The sequence below is a fragment of the Macrococcus equi genome (assembly GCF_047426745.1).
Classification (GTDB): domain Bacteria; phylum Bacillota; class Bacilli; order Staphylococcales; family Staphylococcaceae; genus Macrococcoides; species Macrococcoides equi.
On the sequence record NZ_CP179732.1, the window covers coordinates 855,355 to 878,848 of the forward strand.

Consider the following 23,494-nt stretch of genomic DNA (forward strand, 5'->3'; position numbering starts at 1 on the left):
AACCAAAATCCGAACATTAATAAATATACAGTAAATCAGTAGATTAATAGTGAATTTAAGCTATATTGATGTATAAATGTATAAAAAATTTTATTTTGATACCTAATAATTGAATTATTCATCCTTATAATATTAAATGAAAAGCATTTTTCAAAATAATATCACATACATTCTAAAAATCTATTCATTCACAACACACCAAAACACGTACTTTATTTATATTTTAAAAAATAAAGTACGTGTTTTATTACATCATATCTGCATGTGCATAGTCGATATCCGTAAACTTATTATATTGTTTTAGGAAGTGCAACTTCACTGTACCCGTTGGACCGTTACGTTGCTTAGCGATGATGATTTCAATTTCACCGTTCTCATCTTGAGCACCTGCATCAATCTCAGCCTCTTCACCCTCTTCACCCTGTCCTCGATTATAGTAATCATCTCGGTAAAGAAAGGCTACAATATCTGCATCCTGCTCAATCGATCCTGATTCACGAATATCACTCATCATCGGACGTTTGTCTTGTCGTTGTTCCACACCACGTGATAACTGTGATAAAGCAATAACTGGACATTCTAGTTCACGTGCTAACGCTTTGAGCATTCGTGAAATTTCTGATACTTCTTGCTGGCGGTTCTCACTTGAGCGTCCACCAGAACCTTGAATAAGTTGAAGGTAATCAATCAGTATCATATCTAGGCCATGTTCCTGATGCAATCTTCTACATTTAGAACGAATATCCGTAATACGTATTCCCGGAGTATCATCAATATAAATATTTGTGCGAGATAATTTACCGACTGCAACCGTAAAACGATTCCAGTCTTCACTATCCATTTGTCCTGTTCTTAATCTATTTGAATCTACATTACCAGTACTACAAATCATACGCGTGGCTAATTGATCTGCACCCATCTCCAGACTAAAAATAGCTACAGTATAAGGCGTATCATTTGTCGCAACTTGTGTGGCAATATTTAAAGCAAATGCCGTTTTACCTACAGATGGTCTGGCAGCGATAATAATTAAATCATTACGGTTGAAGCCTGCTGTCATTTGATCAAGATCTCTGTAACCTGTAGGAATACCTGGAGTCTGACCTTTATTGTTATCCAGTTCTTCAGCATTATTAAAGACTTGCGTTAATACATCTTTAATATCTTTAAAGCCATCTGCCCCACGATTAGTTGAGACTTCCATGATACGTTTTTCCGCATCAGAAAGTAACGTTTCCAAATCAAGAGATTCATCGTAGCCATCTGCCATAATACTGTCAGCAACATGTATTAAACGACGTTTTACCGCATCACGGTAAACGATATCAACATAAAAATCAACATTTCTTGCTGTCGGCACTTTTTCTGATAGTTCAATTAAATACATTTCACCGCCACTTGCTTCAAGTGTTCCGTCTTTTGTCATCTGATTCATGACGGTGATAATATCAACAACATCATTGCGTTCAGAAAGCGTTAGCATCGCCTGAAAAATATTTTGATGACTTTTTCGGTAAAAGTGCAACGGTAACAATGTTTCAAGCACAGAAGATAATACTTCATTATCAATAAAGATAGCACCTAAGACAGATTGCTCCGCTGTTAAATTAAAAGGTAGTTTCTTACCTTCAAGATAATCTGACATATTATCCTCCTATGATATTTATTCTTCCGTTACATGTACTTTTAATGTACCACTCACTTTATTATGTAACTTCACCGGTACGTTCGTGTAACCTAAACTTCTAATACCATCATGTAAGTCCATTTTACGCTTATCTAACTTAATGCCATGTTGTTTATTTAAAGCATCAGCAACTTGCTTAGAACTTACTGAGCCAAATAAACGACCACCTTCACCAGATTTAGCTTTAACTTTAACTTCTAATGTTTCTAATGTAGCTTTTAATTTTTCCGCTTCTTCTAATTCATGTTGTTTATCTAATTCTACGCGTTTCTTTTGAGCTTCAAGCTGCTTTAAATTACCTGGTGTTGCTTCTACAGCATATTTATTTTTTAATAAGAAGTTATTTGCATACCCTACTGGTACTTCTTTCACTTCGCCTTTTTTACCTTTTCCTTTAACATCTTGAGTAAATATTACCTTCATTATTGATCGTCTCCTTCGTCTTGTTCATGTATAGTTTGTCTTAAATAATGAATTGCTTCATCTATCGTCATGTTTTCAAGCTGGGTGGCTGCATTAGATAAATGACCGCCTCCCCCCATGCTTTCCATAACAAGTTGTACGTTGATTTCTCCTAAAGAACGTGCTGAAATACCAATCACATTCTCTTTACGTTCAGCTACAACAAACGATGCTTCAACGCCCTCAATGCCTAATAATTCATCAGCGGCCTGAGCCACTATCACCGGATGAACAATCTCACCGATTGGTCCATGTGCAATAGCAATACCGTTGTCTTCAAGTTGTACAGTACGGATAATTTCTGAACGCTTAATATACGTTTCGATATCATCTTTTAAGAAGTGCTGACAAAGAATCGTATCTGCACCGTGGTTTCTTAAGAAACTTGCAGCATCAAATGTACGTGAACCTGTTCTAAGTGTAAAGTTTCGTGTATCTACAATAATACCTGCAAGCATCACTGTTGCTTCTAAACGTGTTAATTTGTGTTCAGTGGGTTGATATTCAAGTAATTCAGTCACTAATTCTGCTGTTGAACTTGCATATTGTTCCATATACACAAGTAACGGGCTATCAATAAACGATTCGCCACGTCGATGATGGTCGATGACTACTTTGCGATATGCTTTATTAAGTATACTCTCATCAATTACCATTTCAGGCTTATGCGTATCAACAATGACTAAAGTCGTTTTCTTAGTCATCATATTCCATGCTTCTTCAGAAGAAATGAAAATTTCATCAAGTTCTGGTTTTTCTGAGATTTCAGCCATTACACGTGACAGGGTATCATCAACATCATGATTATTCAGTATAATGTTTGCCTTTAAATTATTCATTTTTGCAAAGCGCGCTACCCCTATGGCAGCACCGATAGCATCCATATCAGGACGCTTGTGCCCCATAATTATTACATTGTCACCTTCGATTAGTATATCGCGTAACGCATGTGAAATAACACGAGCACGGACACGGGTACGTTTTTCCATAGGATCCGTCTTTCCACCGTAGAATCGTACATTACCATTCATATTCTTAATAGCGACCTGGTCACCACCACGACCTAACGCTAAATCTAAACTTGATTGTGCAAGGGTTCCTAAATCTAATAAATTTTCACTACCTTCACCAATACCAATACTTAAGGTGATATGTGTTTTAATTTCACGGCTTTTCTCACGAATACTATCTAATAGATTGAACTTTGTTTCTTCAATCTGATGAAGAATTTTTTGATTGAAGAACATCATATACTGGTCAGACTGATAACGTTTAATATAAACGTTATTCTCTTCAGCCCATCTATTAATTTCTGTAGACATCATACTATTAATTTCCGTACGTTGTGCATCAGCCATGTTTTGCGTGATTTCATCAAAGTTATCTAGAAATAAAATACCTATAATCGGCTTACCATCTTCATAAAGTGCCTCAGTTTCAACTTTATCTGTAATATCGAAGAAATAAAGAATGCGATTATCTTCAGCATAATTCACTTTAAATTTATAATCTTCAAACACTGCCGTTGTTTCTTTAATTCCTGGATTTTTAAACTGATTGAGCAAATTAGGGAATACATCATGGATGGATTCAGAAATAATCGGTATCGTGATTTTATCGTTGATAAAATGATTATGCCATTCAATATGTTCGTTATCATCTAAAAGTATCACACCAATAGGTAATTCACTGATAGCATGTTTCTTCCCACGGTCAATAGATGTAGAAAGATTAGCAATGTATGTCTCATTATGTCTGATACCGTGTCTCAAATAGACCAGACAGACACAAGTTATCACAATAAGTATGCCGAAGGTCACCAAAGCCGTCATTGGATGAACAGTGTATAGTATTCCTGTGACAATAAATGAAACAAGACACATGATCACAAAAGGCATAATTAATGTTTGTTTATTGTACTTCCTATTCATTATGACACCTCATCAAAATATTTATTACTTACGTTTTACAGGTATTCTTTTCTTTAAGTTTATCATCAAATCAATCATTCCGAAAAGTTGCGTAATAGGTGAATAGATAACAGCAATAAAGAAAACAAATACATTCAGTACCGTATGTGTCTTTCTAATACGCATAAAATAATGATATAAAGAGAGACCTTGAATGAAAAATAACCATTCTATTACATACCTTAAGTTTATCACGATTCCAAGCGCAACATAATCTGTTTCTGTAATACCGAAATGCGCAAGTAATGTAATTAAATAAATAATGAGTAACACTTTTGGAAACTGCCAGCTATAAAGCGGCTTAAAATTAGGCGTTGCAATTTTAAATCGACGCAATAACGGCATCGTTATAAGCAATTGTAATAAAGCGAGTATAAATAAAAGAAAAATAACGATACCTGGCACCTGCTTAAGCAAATCATTCATACTGTTGTTGAACAGTTCAAGTTGGTGGACTGAAAGTGTACCGTCTTTTACCCCTTTAGATAAATAATCATTATATATATTTAAAGTAGGTTTGAACCACGTCTGCACTTTAGGGAGATAATCAGTAAGTTGTAAAAAGATTACTGAAATCAAAGTATAGATACTATAAAATACCGTAAGTATGTATAACATACGTTCTCTTGATGTTTTTTCATGGAGTAATTGCCCAATAATATAACCTGCAAATATCGCGCTCATCATGACCTGCATCGTAAAAATAGACATAAAAACTGTTATTAGAATGATAATCGTGCTCATTACATAATAGCTATTACGCGATTTGCAAAATAGATAGACAGTTGGTAATAATAAAAACGGTGCGATAAATAAGACCATAAAAGGTAGAAAATTTATCAATAAAGTTATCAGTAACATAATCAATGTAACGATAACCGTCTTACTTAAATCAATCTTCAACATAAAATCTCACTTTCTAAAAATATTCTATAACTATTCTATTTTACAACTTTACCTTAAATACCTCAATGTATGTACATTTTTATTCAAACGACAAAAAAGACTACCTATTAAATAGGTAGCCAAATTTATATCAATTAACCTTCAATAGCGTATTCTACACCAGCTTCAAACTTAACGTCTTTACCAACCATAACGCCGCCAGTTTCTAATGCTTGGTTCCAAGTTAATCCGTATTTTTCACGGTTGATTGTACCAGTTACTACTAAACCAGTTACATCTCCACCTGACATAGGATTTTTGTGAACGCCGTTGAACTCTAAATCAAATGTTTCTTCATTTGTAACACCTTTAATTGTTAAGTCACCAGTAATAGAATTGTTTGTTAGTGATTTAGATACAAATGTAATTTCAGGGTATTGTTCAACATCAAAGAAATCGCCTGATTTTAAGTGGCCGTCACGATCTGCATTGTTAGTATCAATTGAATCAACTTTAACAGCAGCATTCACTTTTAATGAAGATAAATCATTGATGTCACCTGTTACTGTTGAAGTGAAATCTGTGAATTCTCCTTTTACTTTTGAGACCATCATGTGTTTTACTGAAAAATCGATGCTTGAGTGTGTGTTGTCTAATGTAAAGTTTGTCATTGTTAAATTACCTCTTTCGTTATTTGTTTTAGTTTGTTTGTCCTTGCCAAAAAGCTTTTTAAACATGCTTAATCATTCCTTATCTCTAACTTATATATTTAATATATCAGATATAAATAATATATTCAAGTATAAAAAATATATTTATTAAAAAGATAAAGAAAAATTTGTACAAAACAAAAAACAAGGTACCTATTATATAGATACCTTGCCTGTTTAAATATTAACAATTTAATATTTTTATATTACTTAATTACTGTTTGTCCGCCCATATAAGGTACTAATACTTCTGGTACTGTGATTGTACCGTCAGCATTTTGATAGTTTTCAACTACTGCTGCAAACGTACGTCCAACCGCTAAACCAGAACCATTTAAAGAATGTACAAATTCAGTTGCACCATCTTTATCACGTTTGAATCTGATATTAGAACGTCTTGTCTGGAAGTCAGTCATGTTAGAACAAGAGCTGATTTCTTTATATGCATTATAGCTTGGTAACCAAACTTCAATATCATAAGTTTTTGCTGCACCGAAACCAATATCACCAGAACATAGAGCGATTGTGCGGTAAGGAATTTTTAACTCTTCTAAAATACGCTCACCATTATGTGTCATCTCTTCTAATGCCGCATAAGAATTCTCAGGTAATTCAAAACGAACCATCTCAACTTTGTTGAATTGGTGCATACGAATTAATCCACGTGTATCACGACCTGCAGATCCTGCTTCAGAACGGAAACATGCTGTTAATGCAGTAAACTTAACAGGGAACTGCTCAACATCCATGATTTCTCCACGATAGTAGTTTGTTAAAGGTACTTCAGATGTAGGGATAGCATATAAACCATCTTTTTCAATTTTAAATAAATCTTCTTCAAACTTCGGTAATTGACCTGTACCATACATAGAATCAGCATTAACAAGTTGTGGTGTAACCATTTCCTGATAACCATGTTCTTGCGTATGAATATCTAACATGAAGTTATATAATGCACGTTCAAGTCTTGCACCATCACGTGTTAGGAATGCAAATCGAGCACCAGAAACTTTTGCAGCACGTTCGAAATCTGCCATTTTTAATTCTTCCACAAGATCCCAGTGTGCTTTCGCTTCAAAATCAAACTCACGAGGAGTACCCCATTTACGAACTTCAACGTTATCATCTTCATCTTTACCAAACGGTGTTTCATCACTTACTAAGTTTGGTAAACCTGCAAGTTTGTCTTTTAAGTCAGCTGCTACTGTATTTAATTCAGTATCAATCGTTTTAATTTCTTCACCAACAACACGCATTTCTTCAATGGCATCATCAGCATTTTCATTATTACGTTTTTTAAGTGCAATTTCTTCACTTGCTTTATTACGTTTTGCTTTTAATTCTTCAGTTTTAGCAGTTAATTCACGATTTTTAGTATCTAAATTTAAAATTTCTTCAACGATCGATGTATCAATACCACGCATTTCTAACTTTTTCTTAACATACTCAGCGTCATTTCTAAATAATTTAATGTCTAACATGTAGTTCTCCTCCTGATTTTAATTTTGAATGATATTAGCGGGTACAAAAAAATACCACGTCCCTTATACAAGGGACGTGGTATTTACGCGTTGCCACCCTAATTAATAGTTAATCATAGATTAACTATTCACTCCATTTCATAACGGCTCATCACCGGTTTGCCAAACTTTATATATGGGTAGAATTTCATGTATTCAACATCATAGCTTGCACCAACCGCTATGTCTCTTAAAATTGTCTCAACATTACTTATCCCAAATGACAAATGTATTATTTGATTTGATATTATAGTATCATAGGACTATCAGAATGACAACAATAAAATTCTGAAAAATTAAAATTAATTTTTTTACCATAATATCTATACTTTTTGATAAAGGAGAATCAACATGGAAATCATAGAAAATATTCAAATCCCTAAGCGTAAAATCGTCTCTCACAAAGGGGATTATGGACGTATATTACTGATTGGCGGCAATCAAAATATGGGTGGTTCTATCATGATGGCTGCCAGAGCATGTGTCTACAGCGGGGGTGGACTGACTACTGTTGCCACTCACCAATCTAATCACACTGCACTCCATTCAAGATGTCCTGAAGCAATGGTATCAGATATTAATGACATAAAACGATTAACAAAATTAATCGAAGGTGCTGATAGCATCTTAATTGGTCCCGGTTTAGGGCTGGATTTCCAGGGAAATAATGTTCTTACTATATTATTTCAGCATATTAAAAGCCATCAGACACTTATAATTGATGGGGATGGCATCACGATTCTAAGTAAGTTAAAACATCCATTACCAAACTGTAATGTCATTTTTACACCCCATCAAATGGAGTGGGAAAGATTAAGTGGCATCCCAATTGCTGAACAAACACCGGAGCGTAATCGAGCAAAAGCAGATGAACTTGGTGCACATGTTGTCCTGAAAAAACATGAAACAGAACTGTATTTAAAGAGTGGGGATTATAAGATTACTGTCGGTAATGCTGCAATGGCATCTGGTGGAATGGGTGATGCACTAGCAGGCGTGATCGCAAGTTTCCTGGGTCAGTTTCATTCTGAAGAAGCTATTAAAAATGCTGTCTATATCCACAGTTTAATTGGAGATAAACTTGCACAGGAAATGTACGTTGTACCTGCGAGTCGTATTATTGATGAACTGCCATATATGATGAAAGAACTGGAAGCACAATAAAATTAAAAGCAACGATAATATTATTTTGAATATTATCGTTGCTTTTTTTATCATTATTCACTTTTCTCGATATCACTAAGCATTTCCGGATCATTTAAATCATGTTCACGGTAACGTTTAGTATCAGGCATCTTTAAGATAAAGTCTTCTTGTAATGCGAGTTCTACTTTCACATCTTCAATTTCATAATCAAAGACATGTCCACCTGTTTTACGATCATCACTAAGATAATGAACATGATATCCACCGACCCCAATACCAGTTATAAAGTGGGGTGTATAGAAGCCGAATAAAGTACCTTCAGTGTTTTCAATATCAAAGTAGCCTTGCTCTTTCACCGCTTCAACAAGTTTCGGATAAGGTGGTGTTTGTTTTTTTACTGCTCTTGCCTTAACCAACTTAAATTTACCGCTTATTCTTACTGCATGAAAATAGTTCGTTCCTTGAATTTCTTTTAAGATCAGTTCATCAAGTTGTTCTTTATTCATTGATTGATTAAACAATAACGTTTGTGTTGGTTTAAAATCCATCATACTGGCAAAAGGAGTTGTTTCTTCCTTATCCACAACGCGTACATTACCTGTACTTTCAATTACATAAGGTTGTCCTTCTAAGACAATAAGTTCTCCGTTTAATCCATCTAATGTACCAATACCATTGTTACCTGTTGCAAGTATGTCGTTTATTTTAAATGTTCCTTCAAACATTCCACCTACAAGCGCACCCATCGTTGAATATTGATATAAATGATTCATAAGTCCTCCTAGTTTGTTACGTCTGGTAATAAATCAGCCATTAATTGTGCGTTATTACTATAATCTACAGGGATTTCAACAATTACCGGACCATTTTCTGCATCATCCAACGCTTTTTTTAGTACTGCTTCTAATTCGCTCGAATGATTAACTTTATAACCTTTAGCACCCATTGATTCCGCATATTTAACAAAGTCAACTGGTCCTAAGTCAACCGCTGCACCTTTACCATACTTATTAACTTGCTGGAATTTTACCATATCATAATGGCCATCATTCCATATCAATTGTACGATTGGTGCTTTAAGACGTACTGCTGTTTCTAACTCTTGTCCTGAGAATAAGAATCCTCCATCTCCTGCCATTGAAACAACCTTTTTACCCGGACGAACAATTGACGCTGCAATTGCCCATGGTAATGCTACACCTAACGTCTGCATACCATTCGAGAAGAGTAGATGACGTGGTGAATAACTTCTAAAGTAACGTGCCATATAAATATATAAAGAACCCACGTCCACTGTCACTGTCGTTTCGTCATCAATCAGTTCACGCACCGTTTTAACAATATGTTTCGGATTAACCAGTTCAGCGCTTAGATGATCTTCTGGTATTTCATATTTCTTTTGAATTAAGTGCGCAATATTATCCAGTGTGGCTTTCGCCTCATCATTTAATTGAATATCTCCCGCTTTAAGCTTTTCATCCAGACGTTGAATAGTTAATGCGGTATTACCGATTAATTCAGTAACTGGTGCATAGTGGTTATCAATATCACTTTGCACTTCGTCGATATGAATAATTGTTTTTTCATTTTCTTTATTCCAGATAACCGGATCATATTCAATTGGGTCATATCCAACAGTGATAACTAAATCAGCATGTTTTAATAATTCATCTCCCGGTTGATTTCTGAATAAACCAATACGACCGTAGAAATGTTCTTCTAATTCACGTGAAATAATACCAGACCCCTGAAATGTTTCTACAACTGGAATTGGATTATTCTTCATAAATGCACGTATCGCATGTGTATTTTCTTCTGAAGAAGCACGCATACCGAGTAAAAATACAGGTAATTTTGCTTGTTTAATTTTTTCTGCCAGTGCATCAATTTCAAATGACGGTGCTGGGCCTAATATAGGAGGTTCTTTAACAACAATTGCCTCTACATCAACATCCTCTGCTGAAATAACATCTTGTGGAATACTCACAAAGGCTGCACCTTTTCGTCCTTCCACACTTGCCCGGAATGCATTCGTTACCGCTTCAGAAATACTATTTGCTGATTGAACTTCAACTGAATATTTTGATACATGACTCATTAATCCCGCATTATCTAAAGATTGATGTGTACGTTTTAGACTATCTTCACGCTTAACGTTACCACCTACAGCTACAACTGAATCACTCTCTGAATTAGCAGTTACCAATCCTGTTGCAAGGTTGGTAACACCAGGGCCACTCGTAACAAGGACTACCCCAGGTTTACCTGTGATACGACCGATACCTTGTGCAATTAAAGTTGCATTTTGTTCGTGACGTGTTACGATAACTTCCGGTCCTCTGTCTTCTAATACATCAAATGCTTTGTCAATCTTAGCTCCGGGTACACCAAACACATGTGTAACACCATGGTTAATTAGTGTATCTACAAATAAATCTCCACCTGATTTTTTCATCAATGAACGCTCCTAATTAATTATTTTTTCAATTTAAATGCTAATACTATTGCATGCGAACATCAACATATACGCTTGTGAAATATAAATCCCCCGATTATTAGACTAAAACTCTAACAATCGGGGGAACAATTTATCTATGAGTACACTATGCGTGTCACCACTTATTCATTGTCATTATTTTCTTCAAATATGTCATCAAAAGATGAATTCTCTAAAATGTCTTCTTTTGTTTCAAAAGATTCTTCTTCAACGGTACCTACAACATGTCCGTCTTCAGTATCAATGTCTTCATTCTGATCTTCTAAAGCTTCCTCAGTTAAAGTTGTCTCTTGCTCAGCAATCACTTCACCTGGTACTTTATCTGCATCGATGTCTTCAACATCTTCTTCTTTTTCAACTTTTGCTACCGTTGCTACAAGTTGTCCTTCGCCTAATTTAATTAAGCGTACACCTTGTGCAGAACGGCCATTTTGTGAGAATTCAGCGACATCTAATCGAATCACTACGCCTTGATTTGTTACTAACATAATATCTTCATCACCATTAACCGTCGTAATGCATACAAGATTACCATTTTTCTCAGTAATACTTGCAGTCTTTATACCTTTACCACCACGGTTTGATATACGATATTCAGTTTCAGTTGTACGTTTTCCGTAACCTTTTTCAGTAACAACTAACACTTCATGCTCACCATTTGATTCAATAACATCCAGCCCAATAACTTCATCACCTTCACGTAATGTAATACCTTTTACACCCGCAGCTGTTCTACCTAATGGACGTAATTTATCCTCTTCAAAACGAATAAGCGAAGCATGCTTTGTTCCGATAATAAGTTGTTTATTACCATCTGTTAAACGTACCGCAATTAACTCATCGTCTTCTCTAAAGTTAATTGCAATTTTACCGTTCTTATTGATACGTGAGAAATGTGAAAGACTTGTACGTTTAATGATACCGTGTTTTGTTGCAAAGATGATAAATGCGTCTTCACGATCCAAATTCTTCACAGCAATCATCGTACTGATTTTCTCATCTTTATCCAGTTCCAGAACGTTTACGATAGGAATACCTTTTGATTGTCGAGATAACTCAGGAATTTCATATCCTTTAACTTTATACACACGACCTTTATTCGTAAAGAACAGTACATTATCGTGTGTTGAAGTTGTAACCACTTGACTCACAAAGTCTTCATCCAGTGTATTCATTCCCTGAACTCCTCTACCACCACGGTGTTGCGTGCGGTAAGTTGAGGCCGGCAGACGTTTAATATAATTGTTATGACTTAATGTAATGACAATATTTTCTTCATCAATTAAATCTTCATCTTCTAATTGATCAAAACCGCCGGCAGTAATTTCAGTACGACGTTCATCGCCATATTTATCACGGATTTCGATAAGTTCTTCACGAATAATTTGCAGTAGTTTTTCTTCATCTGCTAAAATCGCACGTAATTCATCAATATACTTTAACAATTCTTGATATTCTGCTTCAATCTTATCACGTTCTAAACCTGTTAAACGGCGTAAACGCATATCTAAAATAGCTTGTGCCTGACGTTCAGATAACTTAAATTGTTCCATTAAGCCTTCCATTGCTTCAGCATCATTTTTAGACCCTCGAATCAATGCAATAATCTCATCGATATGATCTAGTGCAATACGTAATCCTTCTAAAATATGTGCACGATCTTCTGCTTTCTTTAAGTTATACTCTGTTCTTCTTCTTACTACGACTTTTTGATGCTCTAAATAGTGATAAATTGCTTGTTTTATGTTCAATGTTTTCGGTTGACCATCAACAAGGGCTAACATATTAACACCGAATGAAGTTTGTAGTGGTGTCAGTTTATATAAATTATTTAAAATAACATTCGCATTCGCATCTCGACGCACGTCAATAACAATGCGCACACCTTCTTTTAAACTTGTTTCATCACGTAAATCTGTAATGCCATCTATTTTTTTATCACGCGCAAGTTCCGCAATCTTTTCTACTAATCGTGCTTTATTCACCTGATAAGGAATTTCAGTAACAATAATCGTCTCTTTGCCATTTGGGCGTGTTTCAATTAATGTCTTTGCACGCATAATGACTGATCCTCGACCCGTCTCATAAGCACGACGAATACCACTACGTCCTAAAATAAGTCCTGCTGTTGGGAAATCCGGTCCCTGAATAAATTCCATGAGTTCAGGAATTGAGATCTCAGGATTTTTACTTAATTCTAAGACACCATTAATTACTTCTGTTAAGTTGTGCGGCGGAATATTTGTCGCCATACCTACTGCAATACCAGAAGCACCGTTCACCAGTAAATTCGGGAATCTTGATGGTAATACGATTGGTTCACGTTCGTTACCATCATAGTTATCTTTGAAATCAATCGTGTCTTTGTTAATATCACGCATGAGTTCCATAGCAATCTTAGACATACGGGCCTCTGTATAACGCATCGCAGCAGCACCGTCACCGTCCATAGAACCAAAGTTCCCTTGACCATCAACGAGCATATAACGATAACTGAAGTCCTGCGCCATACGTACCATCGCTTCATAGATTGAAGAGTCACCGTGTGGATGATATTTACCCATAACATCCCCTACGATACGGGCAGATTTTTTGTATGGTTTGTCAGGAGTCATACCCATGTTGTTCATACCGTATAAAATACGGCGATGCACAGGTTTCATACCATCACGAACATCAGGTAAAGCACGTGAAACGATAACACTCATCGCATAATCAAGAAACGACTCTCTCATTTCACTTGTAATATTTCTATCCTGTAGTTTTGAATCGTGTTCTAAAGCCATAAATGGCGCCTCCTTAAGTTACTATCTTTATGCATCTACATTCGCGTATACGGCATTCTCTTCAATGAATGTACGACGATGTTCAACAACGTCACCCATCAACATTTCAAATACTTCATCCGCTTCAATGGCATCACCTAATGTTACTTGTAACATCGAACGGTTCTCAGGATTCATCGTTGTTTCCCATAATTGGTCAGCATTCATTTCACCTAAACCTTTATAACGTGCGAGTTGCCATTTTGGTGTTGCTGGTAATTCTTTTCTAAGCTTTTCTAATTCACGTTCGTTATAAACGTAATATTTCTTCTTACCTTGTTCGACTTTAAATAGTGGCGGCTGCGCAATATATACATAGCCTGCTTCAAGTAACGGTCTCATAAATCGATAAAAGAAGGTTAATAGTAATGTACGAATATGCGCACCATCGACATCCGCATCGGTCATAATCACGATTTTATGATATCTCGCTTTAGAAATATCAAATTCTCCACCGATACCTGTACCCATCGCTGTAATCATAGAACGAATTTCGTTATTACCTAAAATACGATCTAAACGTGCTTTCTCAACATTTAAAATCTTACCACGTAACGGTAAAATTGCTTGTGTCTTAGAGTCACGACCTGATTTTGCAGATCCACCGGCTGAATCTCCCTCAACGATATATAATTCACTAATTGAAGGGTCTTTACTTGAACAGTCGGCAAGTTTACCCGGTAAGCTAGAAATCTCGAGTCCTGATTTACGACGTGTTACTTCTCGTGCTTTCTTTGCTGCCAGACGTGCACGAGATGCCATAATACCTTTTTCGACAATAATACGTGCAATCGGTGGATTTTCCATTAAGAAACGCTCAAAATTCTCAGCAAATAAGTTGTCTGTAATTTGACGTACTTCCGTATTACCGAGTTTCGTCTTTGTTTGTCCTTCAAATTGTGGATCACCATGTTTGATAGAAACGACTGCAGTAATTCCTTCACGTACATCTTCACCTGAAAGTTTTTCATCGTTGTCTTTAATTAATTTATTTTTTGACCCGTAATTATTAATCACACGTGTTAAAGCACGTTTAAAGCCATCTTCATGTGTCCCACCTTCATATGTATGGATATTATTTGCATAACTTAGAAGGTTGGTAGAATAGCCATTATTGTATTGAATTGAAATCTCAACTTCAATTTCATTACGTGTATCATGAATATAAATCGGTTCAGGGAATAATACTTCTTTAGATTTATTTAATAGTTCAACGTAAGACTTTATTCCACCTTCATAGTGATATTCGTCTTCAACAATTTCTTCTTCACGTTCATCACGTATCGTAATTTTAATCCCTTTGTTTAAGAAAGCTAGTTCACGTATACGTTTTTGTAGAATTTCATATTCATAAACAGTCGTCTCAGTAAAAATGTCAGGATCCGCTTTAAAACGAATTACCGTTCCTGTTTTATCTGTTTCTCCAACAACTTTTAAGTCGAAGGCAGGCACCCCTTGGTGATATGCCTGATGATGAATTTGTCCTTCTTTATGTACATATACTTCAAGTGTTGAACTTAAGGCATTAACAACCGATGATCCTACACCATGCAGACCACCAGAAACTTTGTATCCGCCACCGCCGAACTTACCACCAGCATGTAATACCGTTAAAATAACTTCAACAGCAGGACGTCCCATTTTCTTATGCATTTCAACAGGAATACCACGTCCATTATCCGTTACGCGAATCCAGTTATCTTTTTCTATTACTACTTCAATTTCATTAGCAAACCCTGCTAATGCTTCATCGATACTGTTATCAACAATCTCCCACACTAAATGGTGTAAACCACGAGAGGCAGTCGATCCAATATACATCCCCGGTCTTTTACGAACTGCTTCTAATCCTTCTAATACTTGTATCTGATCAGCACCATATTGGTCTAAATTTTGTTCCAAGATTGTCACCTATCTTTCAATTAGTCGAAATATGTCCATCAGAGACATTGAATAATTTCGCTCGGTTAATCGTTTCATGTTCAATACCATCCACTGATGTGGTTGTAACGAATGTTTGAACTTTATGTTGAATCGTTGTCAGTAAATGCGTCTGTCTTAAATCATCTAGTTCAGAAAGTACATCATCTAATAACAAAATCGGATATTCTCCAACTTCTAAATTGATAAGTTCAATCTCTGCTAGTTTTACAGATAATGCAGTTGTACGTTGCTGTCCTTGTGAACCATATGTCTGCACATCTATATCATTAATAGTAAATGTTATATCATCACGATGCGGACCGTATAAACTCTGTGCACGTTCTATTTCACGCTTGCTTTCTTTATTCAGCAGGGCAATACATGAGGCAGTCATCTTTTCAACATCATCACTATATTCAAGACTAGAGATATAGTGTAGTTTTAAATATTCTTTTTGTTTCGTTATACCTTGGTGGATAGGTAGAGCAAGTTCTTCAAGCTTTTCAATAAACAACTTGCGACGCATTGTAAGTTTCACTGCGTATTCTGCAAATTGCTCATTCAGTACTTCAAGCATCGTAACGTCTGTACTGCCTGACTGCTTAAGTTGCTTTAAATGATGATTCTTTTGTTTGAGGATTCTTTGAAAGTTGGATAAATCGTTGAGATATACAGCTGATATTTGTCCAATTTCCATATCAATAAATCGTCTTCTGATTTGAGGACTTCCTTTTACCAGGTTCAAGTCCTCCGGAGCAAAAAGAACGACATTCATATGACCTATGTATTCCGTTAATCGCTTTTGTTCTAAATGATTAACTTTCGCTTTTTTTCCTTTGGATGAAATCGTGAGTGATAATGGCATCATGCCATGTCGATATTCAAGCTGGCCTTCAATATGACTATATTGCTCTCCCCAGGATATCAACTCTTTATCATTAGAAGTCCTGTGACTTTTCGCCATAGCCAGACAATATATCGCTTCCAGCAAGTTTGTCTTTCCTTGCGCATTTATCCCAATCAAAATATTCACTTCATCGTTAAAAGTCAAATTTGCTTGTTCATAGTTTCTATAATGCGATAAGGATAGTGATTTTAATTTCATTATTGTTCCGTGTAAGTAATCTTATAAGTTTCGCCTTCAACTTCTAACATATCGTCCTGATGAAGCTTTTTCCCGCGTCTATTCTCTTCTTCACCATTAAGCATTACCGGATTATCCTGTAGGTACCACTTAGCTTGACCACCTGTAGAGATAATACCTTCTACTTTTAGAAATTGGCCTAAAGTGATTTCACTATTTAATTCGACTATATTTACCATTCACGGTTCACTCCTATTCCCTGTCAGTCATTATATAATTATACCTTTAATCTTGAAAAATTGCATGTTTTTTCACACAAAATAAAACGCTGAATGCTTATCATTCAACGTTTTATTTTGTGATTAATACATATTTTTCTAAATACACTATCTTAAGTTTTCATTCGGTTTCTTTACTAAGAGCATCACGATGGTGATAAGTAAAAATGCCGTCCCTGCCAAAAAGGGAATGGTGATAAATCCAAAATAATTAACATATTGCGTAGTACACGGAATACCGCCTACACATGGCTTAATTGAAGCGAAGCCAGGTACTTTTTGTTCGATGTAATGCAAGGCAGATATGCAAAATCCTATTACCGAGAACGTCATAATCAAATATTTAAAATGATATGCATTCGTGAATGCTGCAAATCCTGCAATTAACAATAATGGATACATTAATATTCTTTGATACCAGCATTTTTCACAAGGTACAAAATGCATGATTTCTGAATAAAATAAACTACCCAGCATTGCCACCAATGCAATTACCCAGGAAATATAAAAGTATTTAGTGTTTTTCATTATTTCAACGCCTTGTCTATCGCTGCCGTTACTTTGTCCATATCCATTGGGTCTTTAAGCGCTTTACCATCAACGATGATTGTCGGTGTTGATTGAATATTATGTTTCTGAGTAAGATCGATATCTTTTTGTACAGCCGCTTTTTCTTTGTTAGCCTTAATATCTTCAACAATCTTGTCTACATCACTCACTCCAGCAGTTTTTAAAGCTTTTTTGACTGCACCCATCGTTAACCATTTATCTGTACTGCCATTTTGTGTTTGTAATTTAAATAATGCATCATGAAAATCCCAGTATTTGTCTGGATTATTTTTTAATACTGTTTCTCCAGCTAAACCACCTAAAATTGATTCTTCAGCATGGAAAGGTGTGTGAATGAAATAATATTTAGCTTTTCCTGTATCAAAATATTTTTTCTTCAGTTCAGGCTTCATATTACCGTCAAAATACTTACAAGCTGGGCATTTAAAATCTCCAAATTCAACGACTGTTACTTTTGCATCTTTCTTTCCCATCATCGGTTGTCCCTGAACATCTACTTTATCAGTTTTCACAGGATCTTTACCTTGATTACTATTTTCAGAAGTATTCATCGTAGTATCTACTTTCTCTGTATCTGCCTTATCTTTTTGTTTCATGATTACCATTGCTGCTAAAGCCCCTACAACAAGTAAAGTAAGTGCCATCGTAAAAATTAAAGAACTCTTGTTTTTCATCAGAAATACCCCTCTTAATCATGTTTATACTATGATTTATATTTAATAAAATTCATAGTATAAATTTTATATTAAATAAAATAACAATGCCACAAATAAATAATTAATCTTTTGTGAACTATTTTGTTTGTAATGCGCGCTTAAAGTTTTTCAGTAAACTCTTGTCGTTACTAAAGACACTACCTTTATAAATTTTTGCTGCTACGTAAAATAAAGCAACGATCGTAACGATACATAATACAATACCTATAATGATTTCTATATCGCTTGTCTTTTGAGAAATAGTTCTGAGTAACATCACCTGAGGGGTAAAGAAAGGTATGAAACTCGTAATTTTTACAAGTAAAGTGTCTGGTGTTGTCAAACTAAACATAGCGATATAAAAAGCAGCCATATTAAGAAATGTTACCGGCATAATTGCCTGTCCAATATCTTCAATCCTATTCGTCAATGAACCTACAATAGCACTTAGGCTAATGTATAACAATAAACCTAGAATTAAAAATATAAGGGCATACATTAAGACACGAACATTTTCTTGTGTAAATTTAAAACCAAAATTCTCAATTGTCTTATTGAGATTAAAGACTTTAACACAGATAGCTATCGTTATCGCATACACAATGATTTGTACAAGGGCTACTGCAATCACTCCAATAATCTTAGCCATAAGATGTGTAATAGGCGAAATACTCGTCACTATCATTTCAATGACACGAGAAGATTTTTCCTGTGCAATCTCAGTGGCAATTTGACTGCCATAATTAATTGTTATAAAGAAAATTAAAAATATACCTGCATAAACAAGGGCTGTATTTACAGCTTTACTCTCCTCTGATACTTTATCATTCGCATCTACCGGCTTAATAACTTTATTATCAACTTTTGCCTGTGACAATACTTTCGCAAGTTTATCAGGTGCAAGATTTAATGACTTAGCTATATTATTACTTTGAAAAGCTGTAAGAGTAGATTGTATCGGCATCATCTCATTGGTTCCTAAGCTATCTAAGGTATAGACCTTACTCTCGATTGTTTTATCTTTGTTTTCTTTAATATCGATTAACACTTTATACTTTTCGTTTTTAATCCCTTTTTTACCCGCTTCTATATCAACAATCTTTAATTTCTTATGCTTATTTACTTTTTGATATTCTTGTTTAAATAATGTCGCCAGCTGGTTATTTTCTGAGGTAATGACAGTAACATCATCCTCACTCTTATCAAAGAAATCATAAATTTTATCAGCGTTACTGAGTGCAATAATCGCTAGTATAACAATCAATGTTGTAATAATGAATGACTTACTAGACACTTTCTTCCAGAATGTAAGCCAGAAGGTTGGAATAAATTTATTCATGCTGACCACCCACTTTCTCGATAAAGATTTCATTCAGTGAAGGTTCATTAACTTGAAATCTTGAGACATACCCAATATCCTTCACCGCTTCAAAAATATTTGGTGCAATGTCACCATTCGCAATCTGAATACGCACATCATTTTTATTCTGCTTAAACTTTGTTACACCAGGAATATTTGCTAACATACTGAAATCATGGTCTCCTTCGATAATGATTTCTTTTTTTCCGAAGTCCTGTTTAACTTTTCTAATTTCACCAGAAACAACAGTCTTCCCTTTATTCAGGATACAAACATGATCACACATTTCCTCAACATGCTCCATACGGTGTGAGCTAAACACAATTGTTGCACCCTTTGCATTAATTTCCTGTACAGCTGATTTTAATAATTCTACATTGACAGGGTCTAATCCACTGAATGGTTCATCTAGTATGAGTAGTGATGGATTATGAATAATTGCACCGATTAATTGAATCTTTTGCTGATTTCCTTTAGAAAGATCTTCAATTTTTTTGTGCTTATTCTCTGGTACCTGAAAACGATTCAACCAATAATCCAGTGCCTTATCAATATCTTTTTTCTTCATACCTTTCAGTTGTGCTAAATATTGTATTTGTTCGCTTACTTTAAGCTTAGGATTTAAACCACGCTCTTCTGGTAAATATCCTATTCTGTCCGTCACTGAATAATCAATTGATTTACCGTTATAGGTAATCGATCCACTTGTTTTTGATAACAGTCCGAGGATCATTCGGAAAGTAGTGGTCTTACCCGCACCGTTTCCTCCTAAAAAGCCAAGCATTTCACCAGCAGGTACAGAAATGTTGACATTATCTACTGCTTTGAAATCATTAAACTGTTTACTTACATTTTCTAAAATAAGCATTGATATTCCTCCAAATAAAGATGTTACTGTCATTATAAAACAGTTTTTCATTTTTGTGCGTTAAAAAAAGGACATTACACAATCTTAACAATTGGTAAGGTCCTTAAAGCATCAATATGTGCGAATCGGTAAAATTAATTGAACAAGATTTTGATCTTCTTCAGGTCTTAAAATAAATGGTCTCATTGTTCCGAAGAACTCCACTTGAACTTTATCATTATCTATTGCGCGTAACGCATCCATCATATATTTTGAGTTGAAAGAAATCTTAATACCTTCACCTTCAAATTTATCTGTCTTAACATTTTCTTTTACAGTACCGATTTCCGGTGATGTTGATGATAACTCTACAGCATTTTCGGCAGCAGATAATTTAATGACATTATTTCCGCCTTCTCGAGCTAATAATGATGCACGATCAATCGCATGGAAGAAATCTCCGTTATTAATTGATAGTGCAGTTTCGTAACTTTCAGGGAAAAGTCTTGAAGTATCTGGATAATTACCTTCCAGTAAACGAGAAATAAAATTAATATTTCCCACTTTAAATAACACCTGATTAGAGGCAAAGAATATATCAATCGTTTCTTCTGAATCATCAATAATTTTATTCAGTTCACTTAGTGCTTTACCAGGAATAATAACATTGATAGCTTCAATGTTCGTGTTTTCTAATTTTAGCTTTCTTAACGCTAAACGGTGTGAATCTGTTGCAGTACAGTTTAACACACCATCTTGTATCATCCAGTTAACACCTGTTAACACTGGTCGTGTTTCTGACGTGGACACAGCGAAATTTGTTTGTTTGATTACATTCTTTAATACTTTGATAGGTAAAGTAATTGCTTCGTGTTCACTAACTTGAGGTAATAACGGATATTGATCTGAATCAATACCTGAAACGTTAAACTCAGATTGTCCAGATGTAATCTTTGCCTGGAAATGATCATTTGTTTCAATTGTTACTGTATCAGCAGGTAATTTTTTTATGATATCGACAAAGAAACGACCTGGTAATACGATTGATCCTTTATTTTCAACGGTTAATATTTCGTGATCTCCTAATTCAGTAGGTATTGTAATCTCAATAGATACTTCTGAATCTGAACCTGTTAATACTAATTTATTGTCGAATACATCTAATTTAATACCTGTTAATACGGGTAATGTTGTTCTTGGCGAAATTGCTTTTAACGTATCATTTAATTGAGTGATAAAGTAATCTCTTTGAATCGTAAATTTCATATTTGAATAAGCTCCTTAAAATGATATTTATATATATTTTATCTCTTTTAAAACCGTAATAATAGTAATAGGGGCTGTTAATAGGTGGATAAGTCTAGTAAAGTGAGTGACGAGAAGATATCCACATGTGTATAACTTGTGTGTATGTAATAAAAAATTATACACATTTTGCCGACTACCCCTTGATATCTTTTTCTATGTTTTTGATATCGCTTTTTAAACTATTATCATCTTCTAATTGCATTCTTATTTTTTCGTGCGCATGAATAACGGTTGAGTGATCACGACCTCCAAATTCCTCACCAATCTTAGGTAATGAGAAATCAGTTAACTCTCTTGCCAAATACATAGCGATTTGTCTTGGAAATGCAATAGATTTTGTACGTTTTTTAGCGCTAAAATCTTCAAGACGAATATTGTAATAGGCGCCAACTGCAGTTTGGATATCGTTAATCGTTATTTTTTTAGGTTTACTAGAGGCAATAATGTCTTTTAAAGCTTCAGCGACTAAATCTGAATTAAGTTCACGATTCACGAGTTTAGAATAAGCGACAACTTTAGTGAGTGCGCCTTCTAATTCACGGATATTAGATTGTATCTGTGTAGCGATATAAAGCATTGCTTCGTTCGGTATTTCTATATTTTCTTCTTCTGATTTTTTTCGTAATATGGCGATTCTTGTCTCTAGATCTGGAGGAGTAACGTCTGTTGTTAAGCCCCATTCGAATCGAGAACGTAAACGCTCTTCTAAAGTTGGAATTTCTTTTGGTGCACGATCACTTGAGATAACAATTTGTTTATGATTTTGATGTAGTTCATTAAATGTATGGAAAAATTCTTCCTGAGTTGATTCTTTACCAGCAAGAAATTGAATATCATCAATTAATAACACATCAACATTACGATACTTTGAACGAAATTCTTCTGTTTTATTGTCCTTGATAGAATTGATAAATTCATTTGTGAACTTTTCACTTGATGTATAAACAACTTTAGCATTTTCTTTATGTTCCATTACGTAATGGCCAATTGCATGCATGAGATGGGTCTTGCCTAAACCTACGCCACCGTAAATAAATAGTGGATTATAAGCTTTAGCTGGAGCTTCAGCTACTGCCAGGCTCGCGGCATGACTGAAGCGGTTACCACTCCCTATAACAAATGTATCGAAAGTATTATCAGTATTTAATTGGCTCGGTAAGATTTCCTGAGTTTTGCTTGGTTCAGGTTGTTTTTGCGGAGGAATCTCTGTATCTTCAAATTCATCAGAAATTACCTTGATATTTAAATGTTCCCCAATAGTTTCTTCTATGACTTCCTGGATTAGGTTAAGATAATTTTTCTTTAGCCAATCTGCATTGAAAGAAGTTGGTGCTAAAATAACGATTTGATTATTATCTAATGATTTAATCTTTGTTTCACTAAACCAAGTATCGTAACTTGCATTTGTGAGTTTTGTTTGCAATTTTGCTAATACTTTATCCCATATCGTATCGATTCCACTCATAAAGTTCCTCTTTCTTTTTAAAAAAATTTCAAAGTTATACACAAATAAAAAAATGTGAATAAACTTAAGCACAATGTTTATTTAATTTATCCACAACCTATTCACAGTTTGTGGATAAAAGTTAAGATATTAACGTTATCCACATGAAATATATCAAAATCTTATCAGAAAAATATTATAATATCAAGTATTAGAGAGAGTTATCCACAAAATTATACTTACTCACACGGAAGGTATATTATAAATGCGGATATGTGATTTG

Annotated in this window: 19 protein-coding genes and 1 other annotated feature; of the genes, 1 reads left to right on the forward strand and 18 read right to left on the reverse strand. The window is 34.8% G+C overall.

The window, feature by feature from the left end; genetic code table 11:
* Positions 1-247: 247 nt before the first annotated feature.
* The 6 genes from dnaB to serS all read right to left on the reverse strand — a co-directional run bounded on the left by dnaB (position 248) and on the right by serS (position 7,195).
* Positions 248-1,645, reverse strand: a complete 1,398-nt coding sequence (gene dnaB / locus ACMGE6_RS04560; RefSeq protein WP_414045370.1) for a replicative DNA helicase — start codon at positions 1,643-1,645, stop codon at positions 248-250.
* Positions 1,646-1,663: 18 nt separating this feature from the next.
* Positions 1,664-2,110 carry a 50S ribosomal protein L9 gene (gene rplI / locus ACMGE6_RS04565; protein WP_414045371.1) on the reverse strand — a complete coding sequence of 149 codons (447 nt, stop codon included), beginning with the start codon at positions 2,108-2,110 and terminating at the stop codon, positions 1,664-1,666.
* On the reverse strand, positions 2,110-4,080 hold the full coding sequence (locus ACMGE6_RS04570) for a DHH family phosphoesterase (protein WP_414054617.1): 1,971 nt from the start codon (positions 4,078-4,080) through the stop codon (positions 2,110-2,112). The genes rplI and ACMGE6_RS04570 overlap by 1 nt, the downstream gene beginning before the upstream one ends.
* Before the next feature lie 24 nt (positions 4,081-4,104).
* Positions 4,105-5,025, reverse strand: coding sequence for a DUF2232 domain-containing protein (locus ACMGE6_RS04575; RefSeq protein ID WP_414054618.1), 921 nt, complete (start codon positions 5,023-5,025; stop codon positions 4,105-4,107).
* 134 nt (positions 5,026-5,159) lie between these two features.
* On the reverse strand, positions 5,160-5,675 hold the full coding sequence (locus ACMGE6_RS04580) for a YceI family protein (RefSeq protein ID WP_414054832.1): 516 nt from the start codon (positions 5,673-5,675) through the stop codon (positions 5,160-5,162).
* A gap of 245 nt (positions 5,676-5,920) precedes the next feature.
* Positions 5,921-7,195, reverse strand: coding sequence for a serine--tRNA ligase (gene serS, locus ACMGE6_RS04585; protein WP_414045374.1), 1,275 nt, complete (start codon positions 7,193-7,195; stop codon positions 5,921-5,923).
* A gap of 67 nt (positions 7,196-7,262) precedes the next feature.
* Positions 7,263-7,467, reverse strand: a binding site (T-box leader).
* Positions 7,468-7,585: 118 nt separating this feature from the next.
* Between serS and ACMGE6_RS04590 the strand changes: the two genes are divergently transcribed.
* Positions 7,586-8,398, forward strand: a complete 813-nt coding sequence (locus ACMGE6_RS04590) for an NAD(P)H-hydrate dehydratase (protein WP_414045375.1) — start codon at positions 7,586-7,588, stop codon at positions 8,396-8,398.
* A 53-nt stretch (positions 8,399-8,451) separates the two neighbouring features.
* Here ACMGE6_RS04590 and budA read toward each other — a convergent pair whose 3' ends face one another.
* From budA to dnaA, 12 genes are all read right to left on the reverse strand, one after another.
* Entirely contained in the window at positions 8,452-9,153 is a 702-nt protein-coding gene (budA, locus tag ACMGE6_RS04595) for an acetolactate decarboxylase (protein WP_414054619.1), read from the reverse strand.
* 8 nt (positions 9,154-9,161) lie between these two features.
* Positions 9,162-10,835, reverse strand: a complete 1,674-nt coding sequence (alsS, locus tag ACMGE6_RS04600) for an acetolactate synthase AlsS (RefSeq protein ID WP_414054620.1) — start codon at positions 10,833-10,835, stop codon at positions 9,162-9,164.
* Positions 10,836-10,999: 164 nt separating this feature from the next.
* A complete protein-coding gene (gene gyrA, locus ACMGE6_RS04605; protein ID WP_414045378.1) occupies positions 11,000-13,663 on the reverse strand; it encodes a DNA gyrase subunit A in 2,664 nt (887 codons plus the stop codon).
* A gap of 27 nt (positions 13,664-13,690) precedes the next feature.
* Positions 13,691-15,613 carry a DNA topoisomerase (ATP-hydrolyzing) subunit B gene (gene gyrB / locus ACMGE6_RS04610; RefSeq protein WP_414054621.1) on the reverse strand — a complete coding sequence of 641 codons (1,923 nt, stop codon included), beginning with the start codon at positions 15,611-15,613 and terminating at the stop codon, positions 13,691-13,693.
* 7 nt (positions 15,614-15,620) lie between these two features.
* Positions 15,621-16,730: a DNA replication/repair protein RecF gene (gene recF, locus ACMGE6_RS04615; protein ID WP_414054622.1), complete on the reverse strand. Its 1,110-nt coding sequence runs from the start codon at positions 16,728-16,730 to the stop codon at positions 15,621-15,623.
* A complete protein-coding gene (gene yaaA / locus ACMGE6_RS04620; protein ID WP_414054623.1) occupies positions 16,730-16,948 on the reverse strand; it encodes a S4 domain-containing protein YaaA in 219 nt (72 codons plus the stop codon). The genes recF and yaaA overlap by 1 nt, the downstream gene beginning before the upstream one ends.
* A 147-nt stretch (positions 16,949-17,095) precedes the next feature.
* Positions 17,096-17,515: a disulfide oxidoreductase gene (locus tag ACMGE6_RS04625; RefSeq protein WP_414054624.1), complete on the reverse strand. Its 420-nt coding sequence runs from the start codon at positions 17,513-17,515 to the stop codon at positions 17,096-17,098.
* Entirely contained in the window at positions 17,515-18,231 is a 717-nt protein-coding gene (locus tag ACMGE6_RS04630) for a DsbA family protein (RefSeq protein ID WP_414054625.1), read from the reverse strand. Before ACMGE6_RS04630 ends, ACMGE6_RS04625 begins: the two co-directional genes overlap by 1 nt.
* Before the next feature lie 118 nt (positions 18,232-18,349).
* Positions 18,350-19,591: an ABC transporter permease gene (locus ACMGE6_RS04635; protein ID WP_414054626.1), complete on the reverse strand. Its 1,242-nt coding sequence runs from the start codon at positions 19,589-19,591 to the stop codon at positions 18,350-18,352.
* The gene (locus ACMGE6_RS04640) at positions 19,584-20,480 is read right to left on the reverse strand and encodes an ABC transporter ATP-binding protein (RefSeq protein WP_414045385.1); all 897 of its coding nucleotides are present in this window, start codon (positions 20,478-20,480) and stop codon (positions 19,584-19,586) included. The genes ACMGE6_RS04635 and ACMGE6_RS04640 overlap by 8 nt, the downstream gene beginning before the upstream one ends.
* Positions 20,481-20,591: 111 nt before the next feature.
* Positions 20,592-21,725, reverse strand: coding sequence for a DNA polymerase III subunit beta (gene dnaN, locus ACMGE6_RS04645; protein WP_414054627.1), 1,134 nt, complete (start codon positions 21,723-21,725; stop codon positions 20,592-20,594).
* Between the two features lie 175 nt (positions 21,726-21,900).
* A complete protein-coding gene (dnaA, locus tag ACMGE6_RS04650) occupies positions 21,901-23,232 on the reverse strand; it encodes a chromosomal replication initiator protein DnaA (RefSeq protein ID WP_414045387.1) in 1,332 nt (443 codons plus the stop codon).
* Positions 23,233-23,494: the final 262 nt, after the last annotated feature.

Excerpts from the sequence above, each read along its gene's own strand:
- ACMGE6_RS04625 (WP_414054624.1), bottom strand. The coding sequence starts at position 17,515 with ATGAAAAACACTAAATACTTTTATATTTCCTGGGTAATTGCATTGGTG.
- dnaA (WP_414045387.1), bottom strand. The coding sequence starts at position 23,232 with ATGAGTGGAATCGATACGATATGGGATAAAGTATTAGCAAAATTGCAA.
- yaaA (WP_414054623.1), bottom strand. The coding sequence starts at position 16,948 with ATGGTAAATATAGTCGAATTAAATAGTGAAATCACTTTAGGCCAATTT.
- gyrA (WP_414045378.1), bottom strand. The coding sequence starts at position 13,663 with ATGGCTTTAGAACACGATTCAAAACTACAGGATAGAAATATTACAAGT.
- ACMGE6_RS04575 (WP_414054618.1), bottom strand. The coding sequence starts at position 5,025 with ATGTTGAAGATTGATTTAAGTAAGACGGTTATCGTTACATTGATTATG.
- ACMGE6_RS04640 (WP_414045385.1), bottom strand. The coding sequence starts at position 20,480 with ATGCTTATTTTAGAAAATGTAAGTAAACAGTTTAATGATTTCAAAGCA.
- ACMGE6_RS04580 (WP_414054832.1), bottom strand. The coding sequence starts at position 5,675 with ATGACAAACTTTACATTAGACAACACACACTCAAGCATCGATTTTTCA.
- ACMGE6_RS04570 (WP_414054617.1), bottom strand. The coding sequence starts at position 4,080 with ATGAATAGGAAGTACAATAAACAAACATTAATTATGCCTTTTGTGATC.
- budA (WP_414054619.1), bottom strand. The coding sequence starts at position 9,153 with ATGAATCATTTATATCAATATTCAACGATGGGTGCGCTTGTAGGTGGA.
- alsS (WP_414054620.1), bottom strand. The coding sequence starts at position 10,835 with ATGAAAAAATCAGGTGGAGATTTATTTGTAGATACACTAATTAACCAT.
- dnaB (WP_414045370.1), bottom strand. The coding sequence starts at position 1,645 with ATGTCAGATTATCTTGAAGGTAAGAAACTACCTTTTAATTTAACAGCG.
- rplI (WP_414045371.1), bottom strand. The coding sequence starts at position 2,110 with ATGAAGGTAATATTTACTCAAGATGTTAAAGGAAAAGGTAAAAAAGGC.
- ACMGE6_RS04590 (WP_414045375.1), top strand. The coding sequence starts at position 7,586 with ATGGAAATCATAGAAAATATTCAAATCCCTAAGCGTAAAATCGTCTCT.
- serS (WP_414045374.1), bottom strand. The coding sequence starts at position 7,195 with ATGTTAGACATTAAATTATTTAGAAATGACGCTGAGTATGTTAAGAAA.
- ACMGE6_RS04635 (WP_414054626.1), bottom strand. The coding sequence starts at position 19,591 with ATGAATAAATTTATTCCAACCTTCTGGCTTACATTCTGGAAGAAAGTG.
- ACMGE6_RS04630 (WP_414054625.1), bottom strand. The coding sequence starts at position 18,231 with ATGAAAAACAAGAGTTCTTTAATTTTTACGATGGCACTTACTTTACTT.
- dnaN (WP_414054627.1), bottom strand. The coding sequence starts at position 21,725 with ATGAAATTTACGATTCAAAGAGATTACTTTATCACTCAATTAAATGAT.
- recF (WP_414054622.1), bottom strand. The coding sequence starts at position 16,730 with ATGAAATTAAAATCACTATCCTTATCGCATTATAGAAACTATGAACAA.